18 protein-coding genes and 1 pseudogene are annotated in these 19,877 nt (G+C 67.8%); 6 read left to right on the top strand and 13 right to left on the bottom strand.

Features of this window, described 5'->3' with window-relative positions:
- Positions 1–1,155, top strand: a complete 1,155-nt coding sequence (locus tag AB0C30_RS51115; protein ID WP_357958132.1) for an alpha/beta hydrolase — start codon at positions 1–3, stop codon at positions 1,153–1,155.
- Between the two features lie 282 nt (positions 1,156–1,437).
- Here AB0C30_RS51115 and AB0C30_RS51120 read toward each other — a convergent pair whose 3' ends face one another.
- Positions 1,438–3,015, bottom strand: a complete 1,578-nt coding sequence (locus AB0C30_RS51120) for a hypothetical protein (RefSeq protein WP_357958134.1) — start codon at positions 3,013–3,015, stop codon at positions 1,438–1,440.
- A gap of 454 nt (positions 3,016–3,469) precedes the next feature.
- Here AB0C30_RS51120 and AB0C30_RS51125 point away from each other — a divergent pair.
- Positions 3,470–4,401, top strand: a pseudogene (locus AB0C30_RS51125) (IS5 family transposase).
- Positions 4,402–4,428: 27 nt separating this feature from the next.
- Here the strand turns inward: AB0C30_RS51125 and AB0C30_RS51130 are convergent.
- The 6 genes from AB0C30_RS51130 to AB0C30_RS51155 all read right to left on the bottom strand — a co-directional run bounded on the left by AB0C30_RS51130 (position 4,429) and on the right by AB0C30_RS51155 (position 12,210).
- Positions 4,429–4,995 carry a hypothetical protein gene (locus AB0C30_RS51130; RefSeq protein ID WP_357958136.1) on the bottom strand — a complete coding sequence of 189 codons (567 nt, stop codon included), beginning with the start codon at positions 4,993–4,995 and terminating at the stop codon, positions 4,429–4,431.
- 58 nt (positions 4,996–5,053) lie between these two features.
- Complete coding sequence (locus AB0C30_RS51135; protein WP_357958138.1) at positions 5,054–5,368, bottom strand: NUDIX domain-containing protein; 315 nt, start codon at positions 5,366–5,368, stop codon at positions 5,054–5,056.
- Between the two features lie 397 nt (positions 5,369–5,765).
- Positions 5,766–5,897, bottom strand: coding sequence for a hypothetical protein (locus tag AB0C30_RS51140; RefSeq protein ID WP_357958139.1), 132 nt, complete (start codon positions 5,895–5,897; stop codon positions 5,766–5,768).
- 79 nt (positions 5,898–5,976) lie between these two features.
- Entirely contained in the window at positions 5,977–6,693 is a 717-nt protein-coding gene (locus AB0C30_RS51145; protein ID WP_357958141.1) for a DUF998 domain-containing protein, read from the bottom strand.
- A gap of 545 nt (positions 6,694–7,238) precedes the next feature.
- Positions 7,239–10,202: an ATP-binding protein gene (locus tag AB0C30_RS51150; RefSeq protein WP_357958143.1), complete on the bottom strand. Its 2,964-nt coding sequence runs from the start codon at positions 10,200–10,202 to the stop codon at positions 7,239–7,241.
- Positions 10,203–10,272: 70 nt separating this feature from the next.
- The gene (locus tag AB0C30_RS51155; RefSeq protein WP_357958145.1) at positions 10,273–12,210 is read right to left on the bottom strand and encodes a hypothetical protein; all 1,938 of its coding nucleotides are present in this window, start codon (positions 12,208–12,210) and stop codon (positions 10,273–10,275) included.
- A gap of 163 nt (positions 12,211–12,373) precedes the next feature.
- Here AB0C30_RS51155 and AB0C30_RS51160 point away from each other — a divergent pair, with 163 nt between their 5' ends.
- From AB0C30_RS51160 to AB0C30_RS51170, 3 genes are all read left to right on the top strand, one after another.
- Positions 12,374–13,066 carry a hypothetical protein gene (locus tag AB0C30_RS51160; protein WP_357958147.1) on the top strand — a complete coding sequence of 231 codons (693 nt, stop codon included), beginning with the start codon at positions 12,374–12,376 and terminating at the stop codon, positions 13,064–13,066.
- Positions 13,063–13,692: a hypothetical protein gene (locus AB0C30_RS51165; RefSeq protein WP_357958149.1), complete on the top strand. Its 630-nt coding sequence runs from the start codon at positions 13,063–13,065 to the stop codon at positions 13,690–13,692. The genes AB0C30_RS51160 and AB0C30_RS51165 overlap by 4 nt, the downstream gene beginning before the upstream one ends.
- A gap of 194 nt (positions 13,693–13,886) precedes the next feature.
- A complete protein-coding gene (locus AB0C30_RS51170; RefSeq protein WP_357958151.1) occupies positions 13,887–14,597 on the top strand; it encodes a hypothetical protein in 711 nt (236 codons plus the stop codon).
- Positions 14,598–14,634: 37 nt separating this feature from the next.
- Here the strand turns inward: AB0C30_RS51170 and AB0C30_RS51175 are convergent, their stop codons facing one another.
- Positions 14,635–15,975 carry a hypothetical protein gene (locus AB0C30_RS51175; RefSeq protein ID WP_357958153.1) on the bottom strand — a complete coding sequence of 447 codons (1,341 nt, stop codon included), beginning with the start codon at positions 15,973–15,975 and terminating at the stop codon, positions 14,635–14,637.
- A 143-nt stretch (positions 15,976–16,118) separates the two neighbouring features.
- Here AB0C30_RS51175 and AB0C30_RS51180 point away from each other — a divergent pair, with 143 nt between their 5' ends.
- Positions 16,119–16,673 carry an XRE family transcriptional regulator gene (locus AB0C30_RS51180; RefSeq protein WP_357958155.1) on the top strand — a complete coding sequence of 185 codons (555 nt, stop codon included), beginning with the start codon at positions 16,119–16,121 and terminating at the stop codon, positions 16,671–16,673.
- A 65-nt stretch (positions 16,674–16,738) separates the two neighbouring features.
- Here the strand turns inward: AB0C30_RS51180 and AB0C30_RS51185 are convergent, their stop codons facing one another.
- The 5 genes from AB0C30_RS51185 to AB0C30_RS51205 all read right to left on the bottom strand — a co-directional run bounded on the left by AB0C30_RS51185 (position 16,739) and on the right by AB0C30_RS51205 (position 19,833).
- Positions 16,739–17,479: a methylated-DNA--[protein]-cysteine S-methyltransferase gene (locus tag AB0C30_RS51185; RefSeq protein ID WP_357958157.1), complete on the bottom strand. Its 741-nt coding sequence runs from the start codon at positions 17,477–17,479 to the stop codon at positions 16,739–16,741.
- Positions 17,476–18,036, bottom strand: a complete 561-nt coding sequence (locus tag AB0C30_RS51190; RefSeq protein WP_357958159.1) for an RNA polymerase sigma factor — start codon at positions 18,034–18,036, stop codon at positions 17,476–17,478. Before AB0C30_RS51190 ends, AB0C30_RS51185 begins: the two co-directional genes overlap by 4 nt.
- A 200-nt stretch (positions 18,037–18,236) precedes the next feature.
- Positions 18,237–18,566 carry a DUF1416 domain-containing protein gene (locus AB0C30_RS51195; RefSeq protein ID WP_357958161.1) on the bottom strand — a complete coding sequence of 110 codons (330 nt, stop codon included), beginning with the start codon at positions 18,564–18,566 and terminating at the stop codon, positions 18,237–18,239.
- Positions 18,566–19,405 carry a sulfurtransferase gene (locus AB0C30_RS51200; protein WP_357958163.1) on the bottom strand — a complete coding sequence of 280 codons (840 nt, stop codon included), beginning with the start codon at positions 19,403–19,405 and terminating at the stop codon, positions 18,566–18,568. The genes AB0C30_RS51195 and AB0C30_RS51200 overlap by 1 nt, the downstream gene beginning before the upstream one ends.
- Positions 19,402–19,833 carry a DUF4395 domain-containing protein gene (locus tag AB0C30_RS51205; protein ID WP_357958165.1) on the bottom strand — a complete coding sequence of 144 codons (432 nt, stop codon included), beginning with the start codon at positions 19,831–19,833 and terminating at the stop codon, positions 19,402–19,404. Before AB0C30_RS51205 ends, AB0C30_RS51200 begins: the two co-directional genes overlap by 4 nt.
- Positions 19,834–19,877 lie beyond the last annotated feature (44 nt).

The raw sequence follows: 19,877 nt of genomic DNA on the forward strand, positions 1-19,877 counted from the left end.
ATGAGACACCCTTTGGCAGTCGCCGCAGCACTGACCGTCCTGGCCACGTCCGCCTGCACGGCACCCGTACCACCCCGCTCCGCCGCCCCCTCGGCCACACCGACCGGCCCCGCCACCCTGCCCGCCCCCATCGGCGCCCACCCGGTCGGTACCACCGCCCTGTATCTGAAGGACTCCTCCCGCCCCGACCCCTGGAACCTCGACGCCAAAGCCAGAGAGCTCAAGGTCAACCTGTGGTATCCGGCCAAGCAGCGGGACGGGGAGCGTGCGCCGTACATGACACCGAAGGAATCGGAGCTCGCCATAAGGCGCTATGGGGTCGCGAGCGTCCCGGACGACACGCTGAGCAAGACCCGCACGTACGCCATCAAAGACGCGAAACCCGCAGGGGAAAAGCTCCCGCTGGTGGTGCTGTCCCCCGGCTTCACCAATCCGATGAGCACGCTCACGTCGCTGGCCGAGGACCTGGCCAGCCGAGGGTACGTCGTGGCCGGCATCGACCACACCTACGAAAGCTACGCCACGACCCTGGCCGACGGGCGGGTCGCCGAATGCCTCGCCTGTGACAGCGACACCGACCCGGGCTTCGGCACGGGAGTGGTCCAGGGCCGGGCGGCCGACGTCTCCTTCGTGCTCGACCAGCTGCCCGCGAAATGGGACGGCTCCAGCGTGATCGACCGCTCCAGAGTCGCCATGGTCGGCCAGTCGATCGGCGGGGCCAGCGCCATGGCCGCCATGCTCAAGGACCCCCGCTTGCGGGCCGGAATCGACATGGACGGCACCACCTACGCCCGGATCCCCAAGAGCGGGTTCACCCGGCCGTTCATGTTCCTGGGCTCGGCGCAGCACGTCCCCGGCGGCCGCGACACCTCCTGGGACCGCGACTGGAAGCTGCTGACCGGGTGGAAGCGCTGGCTCGTGGTGACCGGCGCGGAACACTCGACCTTCACCGACGCCTCGCTGCTGGCGGGCGCCCTCGGCATCAAGCCTGCGTACGGCGTTCCGCCTGCGGCGCGCGCCGCCGAACTCACCCGCACATACGTGGCGGCCTTCCTCGACCAGCACCTGAAGTCCAAGCGGCAGCCCCTCCTGGACAATCCATCATCGCGCTACCCCGAGGTCAAATTCTGTCCCGCGACCTGCGGCCAAGCCTGAGGTATGGCACGTCCGCCGAAGCCATCGGGGATGGGACCACAGCTCGCCCAGGCTCAGAAGACGCCAGTAGACGGCGACACCGCGCCGCCCGCCTTGAAGGAACTCCTCGGGCAGGGAGCTCCAAGGCCCACAGGCCGACCACCTGGAGCGGTTCAGCACGACCACGGGCCCAACAGCCACGCGACGCCGGGGCCGGGTGCAGCCGCTGAACGACATTGATCACACTAGTCGACCAGCACTCAACCCCGGTCGACGTGCTTTGGCCTGCTGCCGCGTTACTATTTAAGTGTGATCGCTGAACACCTCTGACAGGCACTTGACGCTGAAGGCAGCTTGAGCCAAGCGGATTTCTGTAGAGGCTGCGAACATGACAGCCGGAATACTATGCAATGCACTTGCTTGGACAACCCTGTCTACTCCAGCTCCTACGAGGGGTGACACAGTCCGCAGCGTCCCGTCGAGTGCAACTGATGCCGTCTGGCCCGCATGAACAATTAAATTTCTCTGTCGATAAAGTCTGCGAAAAGCGTCTTCTAGTTGGTTGACAATGCGAGGCAAGATAGCACCAGGGTTGGCGATTAGAGAGCGGATGCGCTGTAGGGCGATTTGAGGGCCAGATCTCGCAAAGTCATCGACGACATTGCTTCGTATTGCTTCTTCGAAGAAGATGGCCTTCTCGCGGTCCGTGCCAATAGAGCGCAGCTTCCTAGAGACGAGATCGTCTCGCATGCTAGCATGCGCCTGCGCAAGTGATAGCAATTCGCTGGTCACATAACTGCACGCCACGATTCGAGCCATTCGGGTTGCGGCCACCACTCGATTGGAGGTATCTCCTGGGCCGACAAGGAGCGCTTCTAGAGCTGCCCAACTTCCAGCAATTGCAGCGGCAGGAGTGCCCCGATCTAGTGGTTGGAGGAGCTCGAGAGCCGCGTCAATTTGTGGATCAAGTCGAATGCGAAATATTTCCTTCGTCTGCTCAAGGGCGTGTACTTCGACTCGACGCGGGCCTCCAATATAGTCCAACGGCTCGGGTTCGCCGATCATGTAAAGCGTTGGATGAAACTCCAGCCTTTGACGTGCCCCAACTTGAAATCGGGACGCAAGCTTATCAACTTCGCTGCCAGCTTTTTTGAGGGCAGAGTATTTATCCTTGGCATCGAGTTCGAGGAGCAAGCCGCCTGCTTGCCTAATGCTTGGCCTGGAGGGAAACCAGCACTGGAGCCATTCGGCCGTTTGAGATGAATCAAGCCAGCAGTCTGGTCTTGCCTCCGGAAGGGGCGGACACGCAGTTAGCGGCACTAGAATATCGAATCGAATCGGAAGCCTATTAATAAGCGACTGCGCTTCATCGCACAAATCACCCAGGGTTATCTTGGTCGTCTCGTACTTAATGTGATACGTTAGCCATTTGTGCGTTGCTTCCTGGCTGTACCCCTGATCTAACACGTGGCTGACAATGGCCCGGGCGGTCGGCTCGCAGTCGGCTTCCTCCTTTCTGAGGTGGTCAGCCCATCGGGAAAGATACCTGGGTCGACTTTCTTGTAGCAGGATGTTTAGTGCAACCCAGTCGTGACCACCCACCTGCATGGTCCTATTCACATGCTTGATAAGCTGACCGCGTTCAGCCGGGGAGCCCAGTCCAGGGTCTCGCTGGATCCTCTTTGCAAGCCCTTCGCCTAGGTATTTAACCGAAGACTCAGCTAGTGCTCCCAGGGCTCTTGCGCTGACTGCCTCAAGGAGCTCAGTCAACTCAAGCACCGCCCCCAGCCGCCAGAGTCTTCGATGCCAAGGAGTCGCAGCAGCCGCGAAGTCAAGCATCCGTTGGGCGGTGTAGAGATGCCGCTGGTTGTCATCGAGCATCGGAAGAGGTAGTCTCCTTGACATACGGGAGGAAGTCGCTTCGGCCGCTTCCTCCCTTTCACGTGTTGCAGTATGCCATGCCTTGATCACTCGTTGTGAAGTTCTTTGCGGATGCCCCGAGAGATCTTCCCTGCCATGCCTTTTGCCGCAATTGCGGAGGATTGCCTGTCAGGGGCGACATAGCCGGTGAAGGTCGCTTGGGCTCGGACCGGCGGCGACTCGGAGTCAAGGGGTGAGGTCCTAGCCCCATGGCTACCGTCAGTGGTGGAGGGTGACTGCTCTCAAGATTCTCCGTGCAGTCTGTTGTCCTCCCATTTGATCTGATTGTTAGGGTTATCCGATTCGGGGCGAATACCGCGAGGGCCTGTGCCTCGGACGGTCCTTCTTGTGCTGCGGCTAAGAGCTGTTTCTTAGGTCTGACGACTATTCGTGGTGATGTTGTCACGATTGATGCATGGGCCGTGGCGGCTTAACGAATGCCGAGTGGGAGCGGCTCAGGCCGCTGTTGCCCGAAGGGGGGCCGTCGTGGCGGGCGGTGGAATGACCATCGCACGACGATCGACGGCGTGTTCGGCTCGGACCGGGTTGCGCTGGCGGGATCTGCCCGAGCGGTTCGGTTCGTGGATCACGGTCTACAAGCGGCACCGCCGCTGGTCGGCCGATGGCACCTGGCAGATGCTGCTGACGGCGATCCAGACCGAGCAGGATGGCGAGGGGCGGGTGGACTGGGACATCTCCGTGGACTCCACTACCGTCCGGGCGCACCAGCACGCCGCTGGCGCGCCACGTACACCGCCGCCGGCCTCGCCGTCTCCCGCGCCGGGCCGCAAAAAAAGGGGACGTCGCCGGGACAAACCGGGGCGATCTGCTGCTGGCCACGCTGACGGCCCGGCTGGCCGAGGTGGTCAGGCTGGGGAGTGCTCAGGCCGCTCCCGCGGCGGGTTCACCACAAAGATCCACCTGTCGGCGGACGGCCACTGCCGGGTGCTGTCGCTGGTTCTGACGCCGGGCCAGTACGGTGACAGCCCGCAGTTGCGGCGGGTGCTGGGCCACATCCGCATTCCCCGGCTCGGGCCGGGACGTCCGCGCACCCGGCCGGACAGCCTGGCCGCGGACAAGGCGTATTCCTCCCGCGTCAACGGCGCCTACCTGCGCTGCCGCAAGATCCGCCACACCATTCCCGAACCACGTGATCACGCGCCCACCGGGCCGCCGCGGCTTGGCCGCAGGACGACCCACCGGCTTCGACGCCAACGCTACAAAGGCAGGAACGTCGTCGAACGGGCGATCAACCGGCTGAAGAACTTCCGGGCCGTGGCCACACGCTATGACAAACGCGCCTACATCTTCCTTGGCACCGTCACCATGGCCGCCTTGGTCATCTGACTGCGCACTTGATCTAAGAAACAGTCCTTAGCCGGCGATCCTGGCGTATTGGTAGCCGGTCTGGCCGTTTTCGTCTCCGGAGTGCTGGCGACCGACCATGACTTCGTAGTCGCCCGCCTTGGAATGGCTGCTGCCTTCCCTCTGTCCGGGGGTCCAGCGGTAGGAGGTCAGCTCGACGGTCCGCCCCCACGCGCTCAGGGAGGCGGTGGCGTAGCGCGTGGGCCCGTTCTCATCGCCGGAATGCTGCCGGCCGACCAGGACTTCATTCTGCGGAGCCGCGAAGAACGAGTTGCTCTCTCGCTGGGCTTCGCTCCAGGACGGTGCGCCGACCTTGACGCGTTGCCCGTCAATAAGGATCAGGCCGCAGTAGTAGGTGGTCTCGCCGTTCTCGTCCCCGAAGTGGGCGCGGCCGAGCAGGACCTGATCGGTCGGGCAGGCGACGGGGATGCGGGCCGATTCCCTCACCGTCTTGGCGTAGCCATCGATGATGGCGATCTCCGCCGCGTGGACGGCGGTCGCTTGTGAGACTCCGGCGACGGCCAGGGTGAGGAGCGTGCCGGTGAGGGCGGCGAGGGTTGCGCGGATCTGTCGCATGGGTCTCCGGTGCCCGACTGGCCATGTCCATGTCCAGTCACAGATAGTAGCTGGATAATTACCACACCCACAGTCGTCGAGCGTGCCCAGTCAGCACACGTCGCACGCTAGCGCCCATGGTCTGGCCGTGGCGGAGCGTGGGAACGCGAGGGCTTGCCCTCGCATGGGAGGGGCCGGAGGCCCCGGGGAGCACGCCGAGTCCCATGGGCGCGAAGCGCCTGATCGGCGAGCCCTTCTCCCGCACCACTGCGGCGGCGACCGTCTCACCCACGTCCATCACGCCACCGGGAAGCGCCCACAGACCGCAGTCGCGTCGGCGGTGCAGGAGTACTCGCCCGTCGTCGTCAATGACCACGGCCGATCCGCCAGGCACGATCAAATTCGGCGTGGGGAGAACTTGTGATCACGAGCAAGAGCCTGCGTCTGCGGTCGGCTGACCGGAATGCACTGCCACAACAGGGGGCGTACTCGGGCCCAAGCGTTACTAGCCCTCGCCCATACGAACACTTAGCAGCTAACTGTTCGTATGGGGAGCCGCGCGAGAACGCTTACGAAGTGCGGTAGAGACTGCTGCGTGCCTGGTTGCGCATCGCGCTGTGGACGGTAGCTGTATCGATCGTCCTTGACCGGGCTCGCGGTCAAGCGACCCGTACCGAGTGAGGCCCAACGCTGATCGTCACATCGACGTGGCCACCAAGGGCGGCCGCGTAGGGCGGATGAAAGTCCCACTGGCAGCCGGTCCGACCCTGGTAGAGGATCGCGTTGACGATCTACCTCATCACATAGCCGCCCTGGTGGCCGCTGACCGCGGGGTGCGTGGCCTTCCACGCCGCGATGACCGGTTCGATCAACACCCACCGCTCGTCGGATGAATCGCTCGGGTACGGTTTGCGCCCGCTCACACCGCTATCCCAGCGTCCAAGCCGACCAGCCTGGCATAACGCTACAGATTCATCTCATCACACTGCGACATGGCAGCCATCAACTCGGGAACCGCTCTACAGATGAAGTGCCATGCTCAGAGACCTTCTCGCTCAGGAGTCGGAGCGCGAGAAGAGCCTGCCAGACGCCAAGGATGACGGTGGGCATCCGCTCGAACAGCCCGGCCGGCAAGGTCCCCCCGTCCTGACCGTTGGCAGCCGAAACGCTGGCGAAGAAGAGCATGAAGAACGCGATGGCAAGGGTGCCCGTCACAATCGAGTAGGAAGTCCATCCGCGCCACTTGGCGCGAGCAAAGCGCCGTACCAACACGAAACAGGCGGCAGGGAGGGCGATGAATACGATCAGACTCGTGAGGTTGTGGATGGAACCGCCCAGGCTCGCGACAGCGGGCGTCGCCGTCGGGTAGCCGAGGATCGGGTCCGACACAAAAGGACCGATGGCGATAAGGCCGAGCCCGACGATGAAGAACAGGATTGATCCCCATAGGGAGCCGGCCCCAGTCCGCAGAACGCGCCTGAGGCCTGCCGCGAAGCACAGCGTGAGTAATCCATAGAACATGAAGTTAACGATCTGTATCCACCCTTGATCGCCCAGGCTGAGCGTACTGATGGTGTGGCGCCAGGCACTGTAGCCGGGACGGGTAGCCCCGGCGATGAGATACACGGCCACAAAGACCACCGGGCCGATCGCGCCGCAGAGCAGAAGAAGTTTGGTCGTCAGTCGATGATCCGTGGTGCCAGCCGATAACATCGCCATACCGGTTCTCCTTTTGAGTTGCCGTACCAGAGCGCGCAAATGTGTTGCCGGCCGAGCAGACACCGTTGCCGCGAACGCCTTCCGGCAGCGGCTGGGCGCGCCGATGACAGACAAGCAGCGTCACCATCGGTGCGCGACAGCGGTGACAACGGTTGGTGCCCGTCATCCGACATGTGCGGCATGGGCCCTTTCAAGGCCCGCAGGAGTAGTCTTCAGCCTCAACTTAAGTTGAGGTCAACCTGACGATCAGCCCAATCCTGTACTAAGCCCGCCGACCAGCCATAACGCCGTAGATCCACCCGATCACGCTACGACAGTTAGGGCATCAACTCGCGAGCCGCCCTCTCAGCCGACTTCGCGGCGCGGTACCCGCCCTAGCGTGCCTTGGCCCGCCTCCCCATAACATGAGGCTCATGCCCTTGGTCTGGCCGTGGCGGAGCGTGGGAGCGCGAGGGCTTGCCCTCGCATAGGAGGGGCCGAAGGCCCCGGGGAGCACGCCGAAGCCCCATGGGCGCGAAGCGCCGACTGCGAGCCCTTTGTAAAGCTCAGCCCGGCTCGGCGAAAGAGAGTTCCGGGGCGCCGTCCCGGTCGAACGGCAGCACGAACCGGCGTGGCCAAGACAGTACGCCTTCCAACCACCCAGCCCCCATCGTCTGCCCCACATGCCGCAACCGCGACGACGGGTCGACGCCGATCGCGACCGTGCTGATGTCCCGCTGAACACCCTCGCTCTCGTCGTCACCCAGAATGACCCGCCAAGCCAGCGCCCTGTTGTGGTCGACCTCCATCGACAGTGGGTGGTGGCGCAGTGCCTTGGCTCGGTGGCCGAGCAGTTCCGATTGCAGGAGTTCGGCCGAGCTGCCGTTGGGCGCGTTGCGGAACAGGGCGTACTCCATCGGCGGTGCCGGGCTGCGCAGGTTCGGGGCCGGCTGGCCGTACGGGAAGAGTCTGTCGACCTCGTGCAGCCAGCGCACCTGCGGGATGACCCATGAGGCGCCGGGGCGTTCGCCGCCGCTGTCCACGGCGGCGAGGAGGCGGGTGGCCGTCTCGGCGGCCTTCTCGGTGAGCAGGGCCGGGTCGAACCAGCTGCGCAACGACCAGGCCCGGCGCTGTACCGAGCGTTCGATCAGGGTGGCCAGCAGGCACTCCCGGCGTCTGGCGGGCAGCTCGGACCAGGCGGCCGTCAAGGCGCGCGGTACGCCGGGCAGCGGCCGGTTGCTCACGAAGGCCAGGACGACCGTGTCGCACCAGATGCGCAGCCAGGCCCAGTCGGGCGCGTCGGCGAGGACGTCGGCCTCGCGGAGTTCGACCAGGGTGCACGCCTGGCCGGTGCGGCACTGGCTGCCGCAGGCCGCCGATCTTCGGCCCCGGATCGGCGGGGCCGGGCTGGCAAGCAGCTTCTCGCGGGACTCGCCGAGCGGCACCCGGACGCGCAGCGGGCGGTCCATCCCGTCGGCGAACACCGCGGCGGACCCCGGTTGCAGGGAGACGACGTGGCGGGACTGTTCCTCGCTGAGGTTCATGGCCCCGCCGACGAGTTGCCGGTCGTCCTCGGCGGGGAGCCGGTGGACGACCTTGAGCGCGGTGTTCTTGACCACGTCGGTGACGAGCTTGGTGGGGATCTGCTCGGCCACCACGATGCCCTCGCCGTACGCCCGGATCTCGGCGAGCATGCCGGCCAGCAGTTCGACCGCGTGGGTGGAGGCGCGGCCGGTGCCGCGGTCGCGCAGCAGCCGGTGGGCTTCCTCGATGACGATGACGTGGCGCAGGCCGGTGGACTTCTCCTGCCGGGCCCGCATCCGCAGGTGCTCGACTATGCGGATGATCAGCGTGCCCATCAGGAACGCCTTGTCCTCGTCGTTGGCCACGTCCTCGATCGCCAGCACCACGTTGCGCTCCAGCAGGCCGCCGATGTCGGCCGGGTGGCCGCCCTCGAAGAAGCGGCCGGCCGAGCCGACGCGGAGCGAGCGCAGCCGCAGCGAGATGAAGCCCTCCACGTCGGCCTGGACCTCGCGGCCGTAGCCGATCTCCCGGATCACGTCCATGGCGTGCTGCTGGAGCAGTTCGAGGGTCGGCACGCTGGGCGGTACCTTGGAGCCCGGTACGGCGCCGCCGGTGACCACGTCCCACCCGGTGGCCTCATAGACGCGCTGCAGGGCCAGCGACATGATCTGCGGGAACGGCTCCTCGGCGTCGAACGCCGCCATGAACAGCGCCCTGACCATGTCGATGTGGGCCTGGACCGGGTAGCCGGGCTCGGGTTCCAGCGGGTTGATGCTGAACGGCACACCGGCAGGGGCCGACGGGTTGATCACAGTCACCGTGCCGGGCTCGATGCGGCCGGCCATGGCGGCGTACTCGGACTTGGCCGGCTCGATCGCCAGCCACGGGATGCCGGCCCTGCTGAGCTGCTCCAGCAGATGCCTGACCGTCTGCGACTTGCCCGAGCCGGTGGCCCCGGTGACGAAGGCGTGCCGGTTGAGCGTGCTCAGCGGCACCCGGAACGAGCCGACGCACCGGTCCTGCCCGTCGAGGATCTCCCCCAGGTCCAGCTCGCCCTCCTCGGCCTCGGAGGTCACGTCGAAGAACCCGGAGTCGAGCACCCGTACGCCCGGCACCTCGCGCCTGGGCAGCCCGGCCAGCGCCGCGAGGGCCCCGGCGGTCGCGGCGAAGGGCGCGGCGGCGCCGTCGGCCGGGTCCTGCATCGTCAGGGCGAGCGCCTCCGACAGGCCGTAGACGGCGCCCTGGGCGCTGCGCAGCCGGTAGGGGTGGTGGCTCATCTCGACGGAGCCGACCAGTACCGGCGCGATCTGCCGGAGCTCCTCGGCCGTGGCGCCGCCGGCCAGCACGCGGACGTTCCAGAGCCCCGCCTCGCGGAAGGCGTCGAGCTCCTGCATGCGGCGTTCGGCCCGCTCGGCGTCGAACCTGCTGCGCTCGGAGGCGTCGCCGTACTGCCTGAGCACGTTGAGCTGCGTACGCAGGTGCGCGACCTCGGCGTCGAGCAGGTCGGTCGGCTCGGCCACCACCAGCCACGCGAACGGCCTCGACATGAGCGTGACCAGCGTCGCCTCGAACAGCGTCGGCCGCTTCAGCTCGTCGGGTTCGAGCCCGCCGAACTCGCGCCGGCCGCCCAGCGGCGGCGCCTGCCGTCCCGGGCACGGCGTCCACACCAGGTCGGCGAGGTCGGCCAGGTACTCCTCGTCGAGCTGCACCCCGCGCGCCCCGCCGGGGAACAGCAGCGGCTGCGGACCGGCCGGCGCCCCCGGCGCGTCGGTGGCGCGGCGCGGCTGGCGCGGCGGCGACAGCGGCCCGGCGTTGGTGATGAGCTCGAGCGGCGCCCCTGATCCACGGGAGAGCCACCCGATGACGAAGGGCCGGTCACGTTGGGCGGCGGACAGCACGGCGGGCAGCACGGTGACGAAGTCCCACTCCGCCGACGAGCTTCGCGAGGGTGCCGCGATCGACTGGATTCGGTACCAGGGCCCGCTCAGCGAGACACTCGACTGCATTTCATTCCCCCACAGACGGTTGCTAGTAAAATCCGCCTACCGTCAGCGCGCCACGTTGACATTTGCCATGTCATTGCCTGTCCTTGCGCCAGTCCAGGCGTGACGGCGGGGGGCCGAGGTTCGGCGGCGGCTCTCCGTCGCCGTCTCCGCCCTTGCCGTCGATCGCGAGTACGGCCTCGCGGACGTCGTCCAGCTCGCCGAGCGTGGTCTTGGGAAATGTGAGGATGGCCGGGTTCGCGTCGGCCAGGCGGACCCGGCGGCCCTGCGCGGTCGCGTCGGTGACGATCACGGACGTCGTGGGCAACTGCTGGAGCTGGTGCGGCTCGACGAGGAACTCGCGCGAACGCTGCAGCACCCGCTCCTTCTCGGAGATCTTGTCGGCCGTCCTGCCCCACTCCGTCGACTCCACGAGGTCCTCCGCGAGGTCCGTACGGTTGTCGTCACGCTCCCCCGTGGCATCCTCGACCTGGGAGATCGTGGAGGTGTAGCCGCCGTCGAGGCCGGGGATCGAATCGCTGATCGTCTCGGTGAGCTGGGCCAGCTCCAGCCGGTGCTCGGTGCCGACGTGCTCACTGGCCACCCGGGCGTCCTCGGCGTTGCCGAGGCGCATGAACGCCACCGCCGCGTGGCCCCTGCCGAGCCGCTCCCGCACGGTCGGGGTCAGACTCCGGTACGTCAGCACCAGGCCGGTCCTGGACGTCTCACAGGCGTCCATGAGCCGGTCCAGCACGTCGCCACGGAGCTTGTCGGCCCCCGCCACGATGATCGTGTGATACCAAGGCCGGTCGGCGGCGGGCGACTGGCGCAGGATGTGCGTGAGCGCGGTGGCCACGTAGGTGCCGAGCACCCGGTTGCCGAACACCCCGGCCTGCCGGTCCATGCTCACCACCCGCAACCTGGCCGGCGGCAGCCGTACGGCCTCCGTACCGAGCGTCTCCAGCTTGCGCAGCTGGGACTCCAGCGCCCAGGCCCGCTCGATCACCACGCGGTCGCTGACGCCCCGCCCGAACAGCGTGCCGATCCGTTCGAGCTGCGTCGCCGTGATCAGCCCGAACCTCAGGTCGTCGCGCGGGTCGCCGACCTGGGCGAGTGCCCGCAGCGCGGCGGTGACCTGGTTGATCGTGGCGTTCTCGCCGAGCACCTCCAGCACCCGCTCCAGGATCGCGTTGTCGAAGCTGAGGTCGCGCGTGGTGCGGTGCTCCTCGCTCACGCTGACCACGTGGGCGAGCACGTCGGCGAACGCCTCGGGCTTCAGCGTCGCGCCCAGGTCCAGCCGGGGCAGGTCCGTCGGCAGCACCCAGACCAGCGGGTCGTCGCCACCCCGGCGGGCCAGCTCGATCAGGTCCTTGGCGATCGCCCCCTCGGACAGGTCGAGCACGGTGAGGTGGCCGCCGCTGTAGAGGCGGGTGGCGCCGAGCAGGGTGATCAGCGCCGACCAGCCGGGCAGCGTGCCGCCGGCCACGTCGATGCGGTCGATCTCGTCGGGTACGGCGACCGCGTACCAGGTGAGCTGGCGGTCGTGGCGTTCCTTGACCTCCTGCCACTCGCGGTAGCGCTGAGCGTGCTCCTCCTGCGCGCGGAACAGCTCTTTGTCACGTTCCCGTCGCTGCCGGTCGTCGCGGGCCTGCTGCTCGCTCACCCGGTAGCGGACCGCCCGGTCACCCTGTACGAGCGCGTAGCTGCAGATGATCGCCACGCCGCCGGCCGCGACCAGACCCAGCAGCGCGAACGACCACTGCAGGTAACCGGCGACGGCCAGCCCGAGTATCAGCACGGTGAGGATGACCATGAACACCCTGAACACCCGCACGGGCCGGTTGAGCAGGTCTTGCTGGAAGCGTTCGCGGCGCAGCAACTCCTGGTCGGCCTCCGCGGAGGCGGCCTCCCCTTCGCCGGGCGAGGGCCGCTTGGGCGGCGGTCCCGGATCAGGGTGCAGCAGGATGTACTGCCAGCCCAGGTAGATGCGGTCCGCCTGGAGCTGCGCATGCTCGGGATGCACGTCCGCCACGTGACCCTCCGGCCGCGATATGTCGTTAGTGGGGGCTGACCCTCCGCTCCGTGACAGCGTATGAGCTAGACCCCCTGCTGCGGCAGGGTTCTCGGCAATTAGACCAGCCAGATGGGAGGCTAGCGGCAGATGGGGCAAGCGTGACCTATTACCATCCTTACCCATGACGGAACCCTCCGGCGGCAGCAACAAGCCCAAACGCCCGGTAGTGGTGCCGGCAGTGGCCCTGGTGGCAGTCACCGCCCTCGGCATCACCGCCCTGCTCGGCGGTTTCGCCGAGGTTCCCGATCCGGCCCCGCCTCAATACGGGGAGGGGGCGGTGCTCGACCAGGGGCAGTTCAGTACGCAGTTCGTGACGGCCAAGCTGGCCACGCAGAAGGCCAAGGCCGACTGGGACACCGACAAACGCTTCGTGGAGCTGACCTTCAAGGTGACGAACCAGGGCAAGGCCACGGCGATGGTCGGCCTTCCGCCCAGCAAGCCGGAGGGCTCGATCTCGGCGACGAGCTTCGCGGGGTCGCTGGTCAAGGTGACCCCGCAGGTTCAGGCGAAGGGTGTGCCGACGGTCTACAGCCTGTCGAAGAACGCGCAGAGCGGCCAGCTTCAGCCGGGCGTCCCGACCACGGTCATCCTCCGCTACGACCTGGACGGCGCGGCCAAGCCGCCGCAGAAGGTGACGCTGGACGTGGCGGGCTTCGAATACGAGCCGGGCTTCAACGACCCGTCCTTCCACTGGAGCCTGATCTCGGAAGAGTCCGACTCAGAAGGGTCCGGCTCGGGAGTGCCCGGCAACGGACGGCGTCCCGTCGTCCAGGCCCAGGTGACGCTCCCGGTGCACGGCGCGGAGGCGACATGACCGCCACCGCGTCCCGCCGCCCGCCCGGCCGCCGCTCCCGCGCCCGCCGGCAGGGCGGCTCGCGCGTGCTCGGCGCCCTCGTCGGCCTGGCGCTGCTGGGCGGCGCGGTCGGCCTCCAGACGCGCAACCTGACCCCGAACGAGATGGACGCCCCCATCACCACCGTCGGCGCGAAGGGCCAGGAGGTGAACACCGGCAGGTTCGCGGTCCGCGTCAACTCGGTCACCGTGGCGCGGGCCGTACAGGGCGCGCGCGGGAAGGTGGAGACCGAGCAGCTCTTCCTGATCGTCCAGGCGTCCGCGACCTCCGCCACCAAACCCCTGCACCTGGGCACCCCCGCGCTGCTGACGCCGGACGGCGTCAGCTACGACGCCACGGACAAGATCGAGGCATCCGAGACGCTGGCCAACCCCTGGATACAGCCGGGCTTCTGGGTCAGCGGCAACTTCGTCTTCGAGATCCCCGATTCGGCGCTCGAAGGCGCGCGGGTCGTGTTCAAGCTGCCCGGATCGGCACTGGTCGAGCCGTTCGAGCCGGAGGCCGAGGTCGATCTGGGCATCGACGGCCCGGCAGCGGCCCAGCTCAAGTCCGCGCCCAGCGACGTCTACATCCTGAAGAAGAGCTGATGAGCACAGACGACCGCGGCTGGTTCTCTCCTCCGGCCGGCCAGAACACGGACCAGCCCCAGCCCCAGGCGCCGCCTCCGTCCCAGCCGCCACCTCGATCTCAGAGGCCGCGGCCGCGGCGGCGCCGTTCGGCCGCCACGCGGGTGGTCCCTCCCGATCAGCAGGTGTGGCCGCCCAAGCGGACGGAACCCTCGGTGGACACCTCCACCCAGCCGATCCCGGCCATCCCCAGCGCCGGGCCACTTCCCCGGCCGTCCGTCCCGCCCCTCCCTGTCGTCCCACCCCCTCCCGAGGAACCGGCGGTTCCGGTCGCCGCCGAGGTGCCGGTCGCCGCGACTCCGCCGCCGCCGCGCCGACGCCGGCCCGTGCTGACGGCGCTCGGAGCCGTGGCCGCGCTGGTCGTGGCGGTCGGGGCGACGACGTACGACCGCTATCACGTCTATCTGGTCAGATCAGGGCAGCTTCCGGCGAAGCAGGAGCAGGTCGTACCGGCGGGGCAGTCCGTCACGGTCAAGCACGTCAGCTGGAAGTCCACGATGGAGACCGTGCCGCAGATCCCCGGCAGCAAGCCCCAGCCGGGGTCGGCCTACCTCAAGATCGACATCACCCGGTCGGCCGTCGACGCGGACGGAGCGGTCAAGACGGCCAAGCCCAAGGACCTGTTCGTGACGGATCGACAGGGCCGTACGTGGGTGGCCCTGGTCGGCGACGACACGACACCGGCCGAGAAGATGGAGGTGGGCGAGTCGTACCAGATGACGGCCTACGCCCGGGTGCCGGCCGCGCAGGCGGCCGAGGTCGAGCTGCTGCTCACGCCGAGCAACTACCGCTCGGACATCCCCACGGCCCAGCTCATGACCGCGAAGACGGAGCCGGAGCTGGACGTGCTGCGCTTCAAGCGCTGACGCTCCTCCGACCGACCGACCGACCGGGTGCGGCGCGTCAGGCGTTGACGCCCATCTGGCCACCTCGTACGGCGGGCGATTGCGGCGCTTCGGGCGCCGGAGCCATCCGGCGGCCCCGCGTGGCCGCGATGTCGAACGCGGCGGCCAGCAGGGCCATGGTCAGGATCGTGACGAGCAGGTTCTTGACGAAGTCGACGGGGGTGCCGACGAGCATCCAGAGCCACTCCACCTTCGACCCGATCAGCGTCCGCACGCCGCGCATCGCGTACTCCGCGCCGACGTGCAGCGACACGTAGCACAGGCACATCATCCCGAACAGCGCCACGCCGCCCGTCAGCGTCTGCCTGAAGGAGTTGGCCAGGGGGACCCAGCGCTCCTGGAAGCCGCCGGTGATCCGCTCGACCGACTTCTGCGTGATCGAGTGGGTCGAGTAGAGCTTGTCGATGCCCTTCTCGAAGCGCGTGTCGCGAAGCATCGTGCGGGCGTCGTCGGCGTACGTACCGAAGACCAGCACCGCCACCGTCAGCCAGGTGAGCGGGATGAAGACACCGTCCACGATGTACGGCCAGATTTCACCGACCGCTCCCCAGAACGCCTCCCAGCCGGGGATGCTCTGCTCGGCCTGGGTCACGAGCTCACCCGAGGCGGACACGGCGAGGCGGTGCGAGACCCAGTCGGCGCGCGCGTTGGCCAGCACGAAGGTGGCGTTCAGGCCGAAGAACACGAAGGCGAACTCGGACAGGGCGGTGCCCAGCCCCGAGATCTTCCCGTCGCCCCGCTCCACCATTTTGCTGAACAGCGCGCGCAGCAGGAACGCCACGGCCATCAGGCCGAGGGAGATCCGCCAGTCGAGGTCGATGAGCCCCCGCCCGACCGTGCTGCTCCTGCCGAGGAAGCTGTCGCTGAAGAAGTCGTCGATGTTGTGCAGGAAGTCCGTCTGTACGAAGTCGCGGGCGTCCTCGACATGGAACCCCCAGGTCAGGTAGATGACCGCGAAGGCGGGGGCGACGCGGTTCATGGAGACCCAGTAGCGCTCGTCCTCCTCACCCCCCGCCCGCCGGGCGTTGATCTCCCAGAGCGCGCCGCGTACCGACCACAGCATGCCCGCGGTGATCGTCATCGACGCCATGACGATGAGCGTCAGCACCGCGATGGTCGCGACCAGGCGCAGCTGCCGGGCGTCTCCATGAGAGATCTCCGTACCGAGGTACAGCAGCCCGAAGCGCACCGCCTGACCGGCCGAGAACCAGGCGATCAGCGGTAGCGCGCACTTCCCGGCGATGCGTAGCGCGTGCAAGGGCAGAGAGAACGGCGACGGCATCGGTCCCGGAACGGACACGGGCCGGGACGGGGCCATCACTCCTGACATCGCGGACACCCACGGGATCCTACCGACATGTCGAGACATGCGACTACCAGGCGTGATGATCGCCGCGCATTCATGGCGAACCTGAAAGGAGATACCCACAACAGACCAGAGCGCCCGGCGCAATCCGGCGAGATGTGGGGGAACATAGCGACATGGAGGCACGGCCCGCGCTGGACACAGATCCGGTCATCGTCGGGCAACGAGTGCGACTGCTGCGCCAGGCGGCGGGCGTCTCGCTGTCCGAGCTGGCCAGGCGCGCCGACATCGACAGGACAACGCTGCTCGAAGTGGAGACCGGCCTGGCCAAGGCGACGGCGGAGATGCTCTGGGCCATCACCGCGCAGCTCGGCGTGCCGATCGGCGCGATACTCGACACACCGCCATCGCCACAGGTCGTGCATGGCACGGCGATCGAGGCCGCGCTGCTGGAGGTGTTCGAGGACGGGCGGGTGACCTATGAGCTCTACCGGCTGCGGATTCCGCCCGGCATCACCCAGACCTCCCTTGCGCATCTGGAAGGGGTGACCGAGCACCTCACGGTCTACGCCGGCACCCTGATCGCGGGACCGATGGACGCGCCGCTGACGGCGGGCCCCGGCCACCACATCTCGTGGCGCTCGGACGTCCCGCACGGCTACCGCGCGGTCGCCCCGGACGAGGTCAGAGCCTCACTGCTGATGCGCTACCCAACGGAAACCCGCACCTGACCGAGCACCCGTACCTGACCGGCGCTCAGGGCGCGCCCTCAGGACGGGCGCTCAGGACGGGCGCCTCAGGCGGCCAAGGCGGGCCGGCAGGTGCGGCAGGGCCGGTAACCGGCCTCCTGGGCCTGGGCGATGCTGCGGAAGCCGTGCCGGTGCGCGGCGGTGATGCGCCGGGCGTTGTGGCAGGTCGGGAAGCACACCACGCCGGTGGTGTCGCTGGCCAGGTAGAACACCCGCGCCCGCGCCAGCCGCCGCACCGCGTCCAGATCCACGCCCTCGGCCACCAGCAGCCGCTCCTTGGCCGCCGCCCCGAACACGTAGTCGCCCGCCACCCCGTCGGACCTGGTCACCCGGTGGCACGGGACGAGCAGCGGCACCGGGTTCGCGCCCAGCGCCGCGCCCACCGCGCGTACCGCCTTGGGCCTGCCGATCTGAGCCGCGATCCAGGCGTAGGGACGTACCTCGCCCCTGGGGATCGTCCGGGCGGCCAGCAGGACGTCGCGCTGGAAGTCGCTCAGCCCCCGCAGGTCGAGCGCGACCCCCGAGGAGCGGCCGGTGCGCAGCGCGGGCAGCAGTCCGGCGGGCGGCCGGTCGGCGGGCAGCAACGGACGTCCGGCCCGCGCCCTGAAGGCGGCGGCGAAGCCCTCGCCCCGATGAACGTAGGCGATGCCTTGGCCGGTGAACGCGACGGAAAGCTCCCCGAGCGGGCTCGGCGCCGTCACCCAGCGCGCGGCGATCCGCTCCAGCAGCCCGTCGGGCGCGTCCGTGGCCAGTGCCGCGAGTCCGGCAAGCATTGGGTCCTGGGTCATTGGACACCTCCAAGTGTGCGCAGTCGCCGCAGGCCCCGCGACACATGCGACTTGACCGTGCCCTGCGGAATTCTGAGGACCGTGGCGATCTCACTGACCGGTAGATCGACGACATGCCGGAGGACAACGGCCACTCGCTGATCCTCCGGCAGCATGCCGAGCATTTCTGCGAGCTTGTCACCGGTCTCATGCCGCACCGCCGCGTCCTCCACGCTCTCGCGTGGATCAACGGTATCGACCGGCTCCTCGCGCAGATCGGGGGGCGGCTTCCGGGACTTGGTACGGGCGCAGTTGCGCCAGATGTTCAGCAGGATCGTCAGGAGCCAGGCCCGCGGTTGCAGGGCGGCGATCCGTTCTCGCTCGTAGCCGGCGACGGCACGGTAGGCACGTAGGAACGTCTCGGCGGTGAGGTCCTCGGCATCGGCCCACCGCCCGCTCAGCCGCAGCGCGGTCGAGAAGACCACGCCGCGATAGGCGCCGAACAGCTCGGCGAACCCTCCGTCGAGGTCGTCGAGCAGCGCCTTTCGCACCGGGTCGAGGCAGTCGATGTCACTCACACCAGGTACAACACCACCGGGCCGTAATCCGTTGCACCCTATGACCGGCCATGGTCTCACCGTCTCGTCACGGCGCCCGGCCGTTTCTCTCACTCCCCCGAAGGGGGTGTCCCGCCAAAGACCCCAGCCCTCACGGACCCCGGAAAGCAGAAGGCCCACGTCCGAGATCGGACGCAGGCCTTCTTCTTGGTATTTCCGGGTCAGACGGCGACGGCCAGCTGAGCCACCTCGCCCAGCTTCGCCTGGACCTTGACGTCACGCGTGACGCCGCCGCCGGCGATGATGCGCACCGTCCAGTCGCCAGGTGCGGCGAAGAAGCGGAACACGCCCTCGTCGGACACGACGACCTCGCCGGTGAACTCGCCGGAGTGGTCGAGCAGCCGCGCGTAGGCGGTGCCGGCGCCCGTCACGACGCCCTGGATCACGGACTGGGTGGACAGGTCGATCCCCGCGGGCAGCGCGATGGTCTGCTCCGGAGCTCCGCAACCCGGTGCGGTCTGTACGTTCTGGGCAGTCTGAGTGGTGGTCATCAGCGGGCCTCCCCCAACTCGATCGGCACGCCCACGAGCGAGCCGTATTCGGTCCACGAACCGTCGTAGTTCTTCACGTTCGCCTGGTCGAGCAGCTCGTGCAGGACGAACCAGGTGTGCGCGGAACGCTCGCCGATGCGGCAGTAGGCGATCGTGTCCTTGTCGAAGTTGACCCCCGCCTCGCCGTAGAGCGTGCGCAGGTCTTCGTCGGTCTTGAACGTGCCGTCGTCGTTGGCCGCCTTGGACCACGGGATGCTGCGAGCGGTGGGCACGTGGCCCGCGCGCTGCGCCTGCTCCTGCGGCAGGTGGGCCGGGGCGAGCAGCTTGCCGGTGAACTCGTCGGGAGAGCGGACGTCGACCAGGTTGAGCTTGCCGATCGCGGCGACCACGTCGTCGCGGAAGGCGCGGATGGACGTGTCCTGCTCCTGGGCCACGTAGGAGGTCTTGGCGCGCTGCGGCACGTCCTTGACCAGCTCGCGCGAGTCGAGCTCCCACTTCTTACGCCCGCCGTCGAGCAGCTTGACGTTGTCGTGGCCGTAGAGCTTGAAGTACCAGTAGGCGTAGGCGGCGAACCAGTTGTTGTTTCCGCCATAGAGCACGATGGTGTCGTCGTTGGAGATCCCGCGCTCGGACAGCAGTGTCTCGAAGCCGGTCTTGTCCACGAAGTCACGGCGGACCGGGTCCTGAAGGTCCTTCTGCCAATCGACCTTCACGGCGCCACGGATGTGGCCCTTGTCATAGGCGCTGGCGTCTTCGTCAACCTCGACGAGAACGACGCCGGGGGTGTCGAGGTTGGCCTCGACCCATTCGGCATCCACCAGGACGGCGGAGCGGCTCATTGGGGAACCTCCAATTTGGCGGCGGGCAGTAGTCGGCGAATCAGCAGGTACGTTTCGCAGCCGAGGCAGAATCCGAAGGCTGCGTTGAGGAAGGCGGCGAGGAGTGCCGCAGCCGTGGCCACGAGGGCGAGCGGCGTGATCCCGGCGAGATATCCGACCAGACCCACGACCGCGAAGCCGAGCCCGACACCCTGCGCGAAGCGGGGTGGGCGGGCGTCCTCCGTCTCCCTCGGGGCGCTCTTGACGAGCGCCTTGAAGAGCACCACGTAAGGCGAGCGCCCTGCCACGCCGAGTGCGAACACCAGCGCCTGGGCGGCCAGCAGCACTTGGGCAGCCAGCAGCCAGGCGCTCCCCGTCACCAGGACGATGGCGAGGATCGCAGTCGTGATGGCCGCGCTGAAACGCAACGCTCTAGGGTCGGCACGCATCGAAGGATGCTCCTGAAGGGGGTCGGGTTGGGGCGGATCGGAAG

The organism is Nonomuraea sp. NPDC048901 (genome assembly GCF_040649695.1).
Lineage (GTDB): Bacteria > Actinomycetota > Actinomycetes > Streptosporangiales > Streptosporangiaceae > Nonomuraea.

Bases quoted from the DNA above. Each gene is read 5' to 3' on its own strand.
- AB0C30_RS51180 (WP_357958155.1), top strand. From the start codon at position 16,119: ATGGAGGCACGGCCCGCGCTGGACACAGATCCGGTCATCGTCGGGCAA.
- AB0C30_RS51185 (WP_357958157.1), bottom strand. From the start codon at position 17,479: ATGACCCAGGACCCAATGCTTGCCGGACTCGCGGCACTGGCCACGGAC.
- AB0C30_RS51120 (WP_357958134.1), bottom strand. From the start codon at position 3,015: ATGCTCGATGACAACCAGCGGCATCTCTACACCGCCCAACGGATGCTT.
- AB0C30_RS51160 (WP_357958147.1), top strand. From the start codon at position 12,374: ATGACGGAACCCTCCGGCGGCAGCAACAAGCCCAAACGCCCGGTAGTG.
- AB0C30_RS51200 (WP_357958163.1), bottom strand. From the start codon at position 19,405: ATGAGCCGCTCCGCCGTCCTGGTGGATGCCGAATGGGTCGAGGCCAAC.
- AB0C30_RS51130 (WP_357958136.1), bottom strand. From the start codon at position 4,995: ATGCGACAGATCCGCGCAACCCTCGCCGCCCTCACCGGCACGCTCCTC.
- AB0C30_RS51150 (WP_357958143.1), bottom strand. From the start codon at position 10,202: ATGCAGTCGAGTGTCTCGCTGAGCGGGCCCTGGTACCGAATCCAGTCG.
- AB0C30_RS51115 (WP_357958132.1), top strand. From the start codon at position 1: ATGAGACACCCTTTGGCAGTCGCCGCAGCACTGACCGTCCTGGCCACG.
- AB0C30_RS51195 (WP_357958161.1), bottom strand. From the start codon at position 18,566: ATGACCACCACTCAGACTGCCCAGAACGTACAGACCGCACCGGGTTGC.
- AB0C30_RS51205 (WP_357958165.1), bottom strand. From the start codon at position 19,833: ATGCGTGCCGACCCTAGAGCGTTGCGTTTCAGCGCGGCCATCACGACT.
- AB0C30_RS51145 (WP_357958141.1), bottom strand. From the start codon at position 6,693: ATGGCGATGTTATCGGCTGGCACCACGGATCATCGACTGACGACCAAA.
- AB0C30_RS51165 (WP_357958149.1), top strand. From the start codon at position 13,063: ATGACCGCCACCGCGTCCCGCCGCCCGCCCGGCCGCCGCTCCCGCGCC.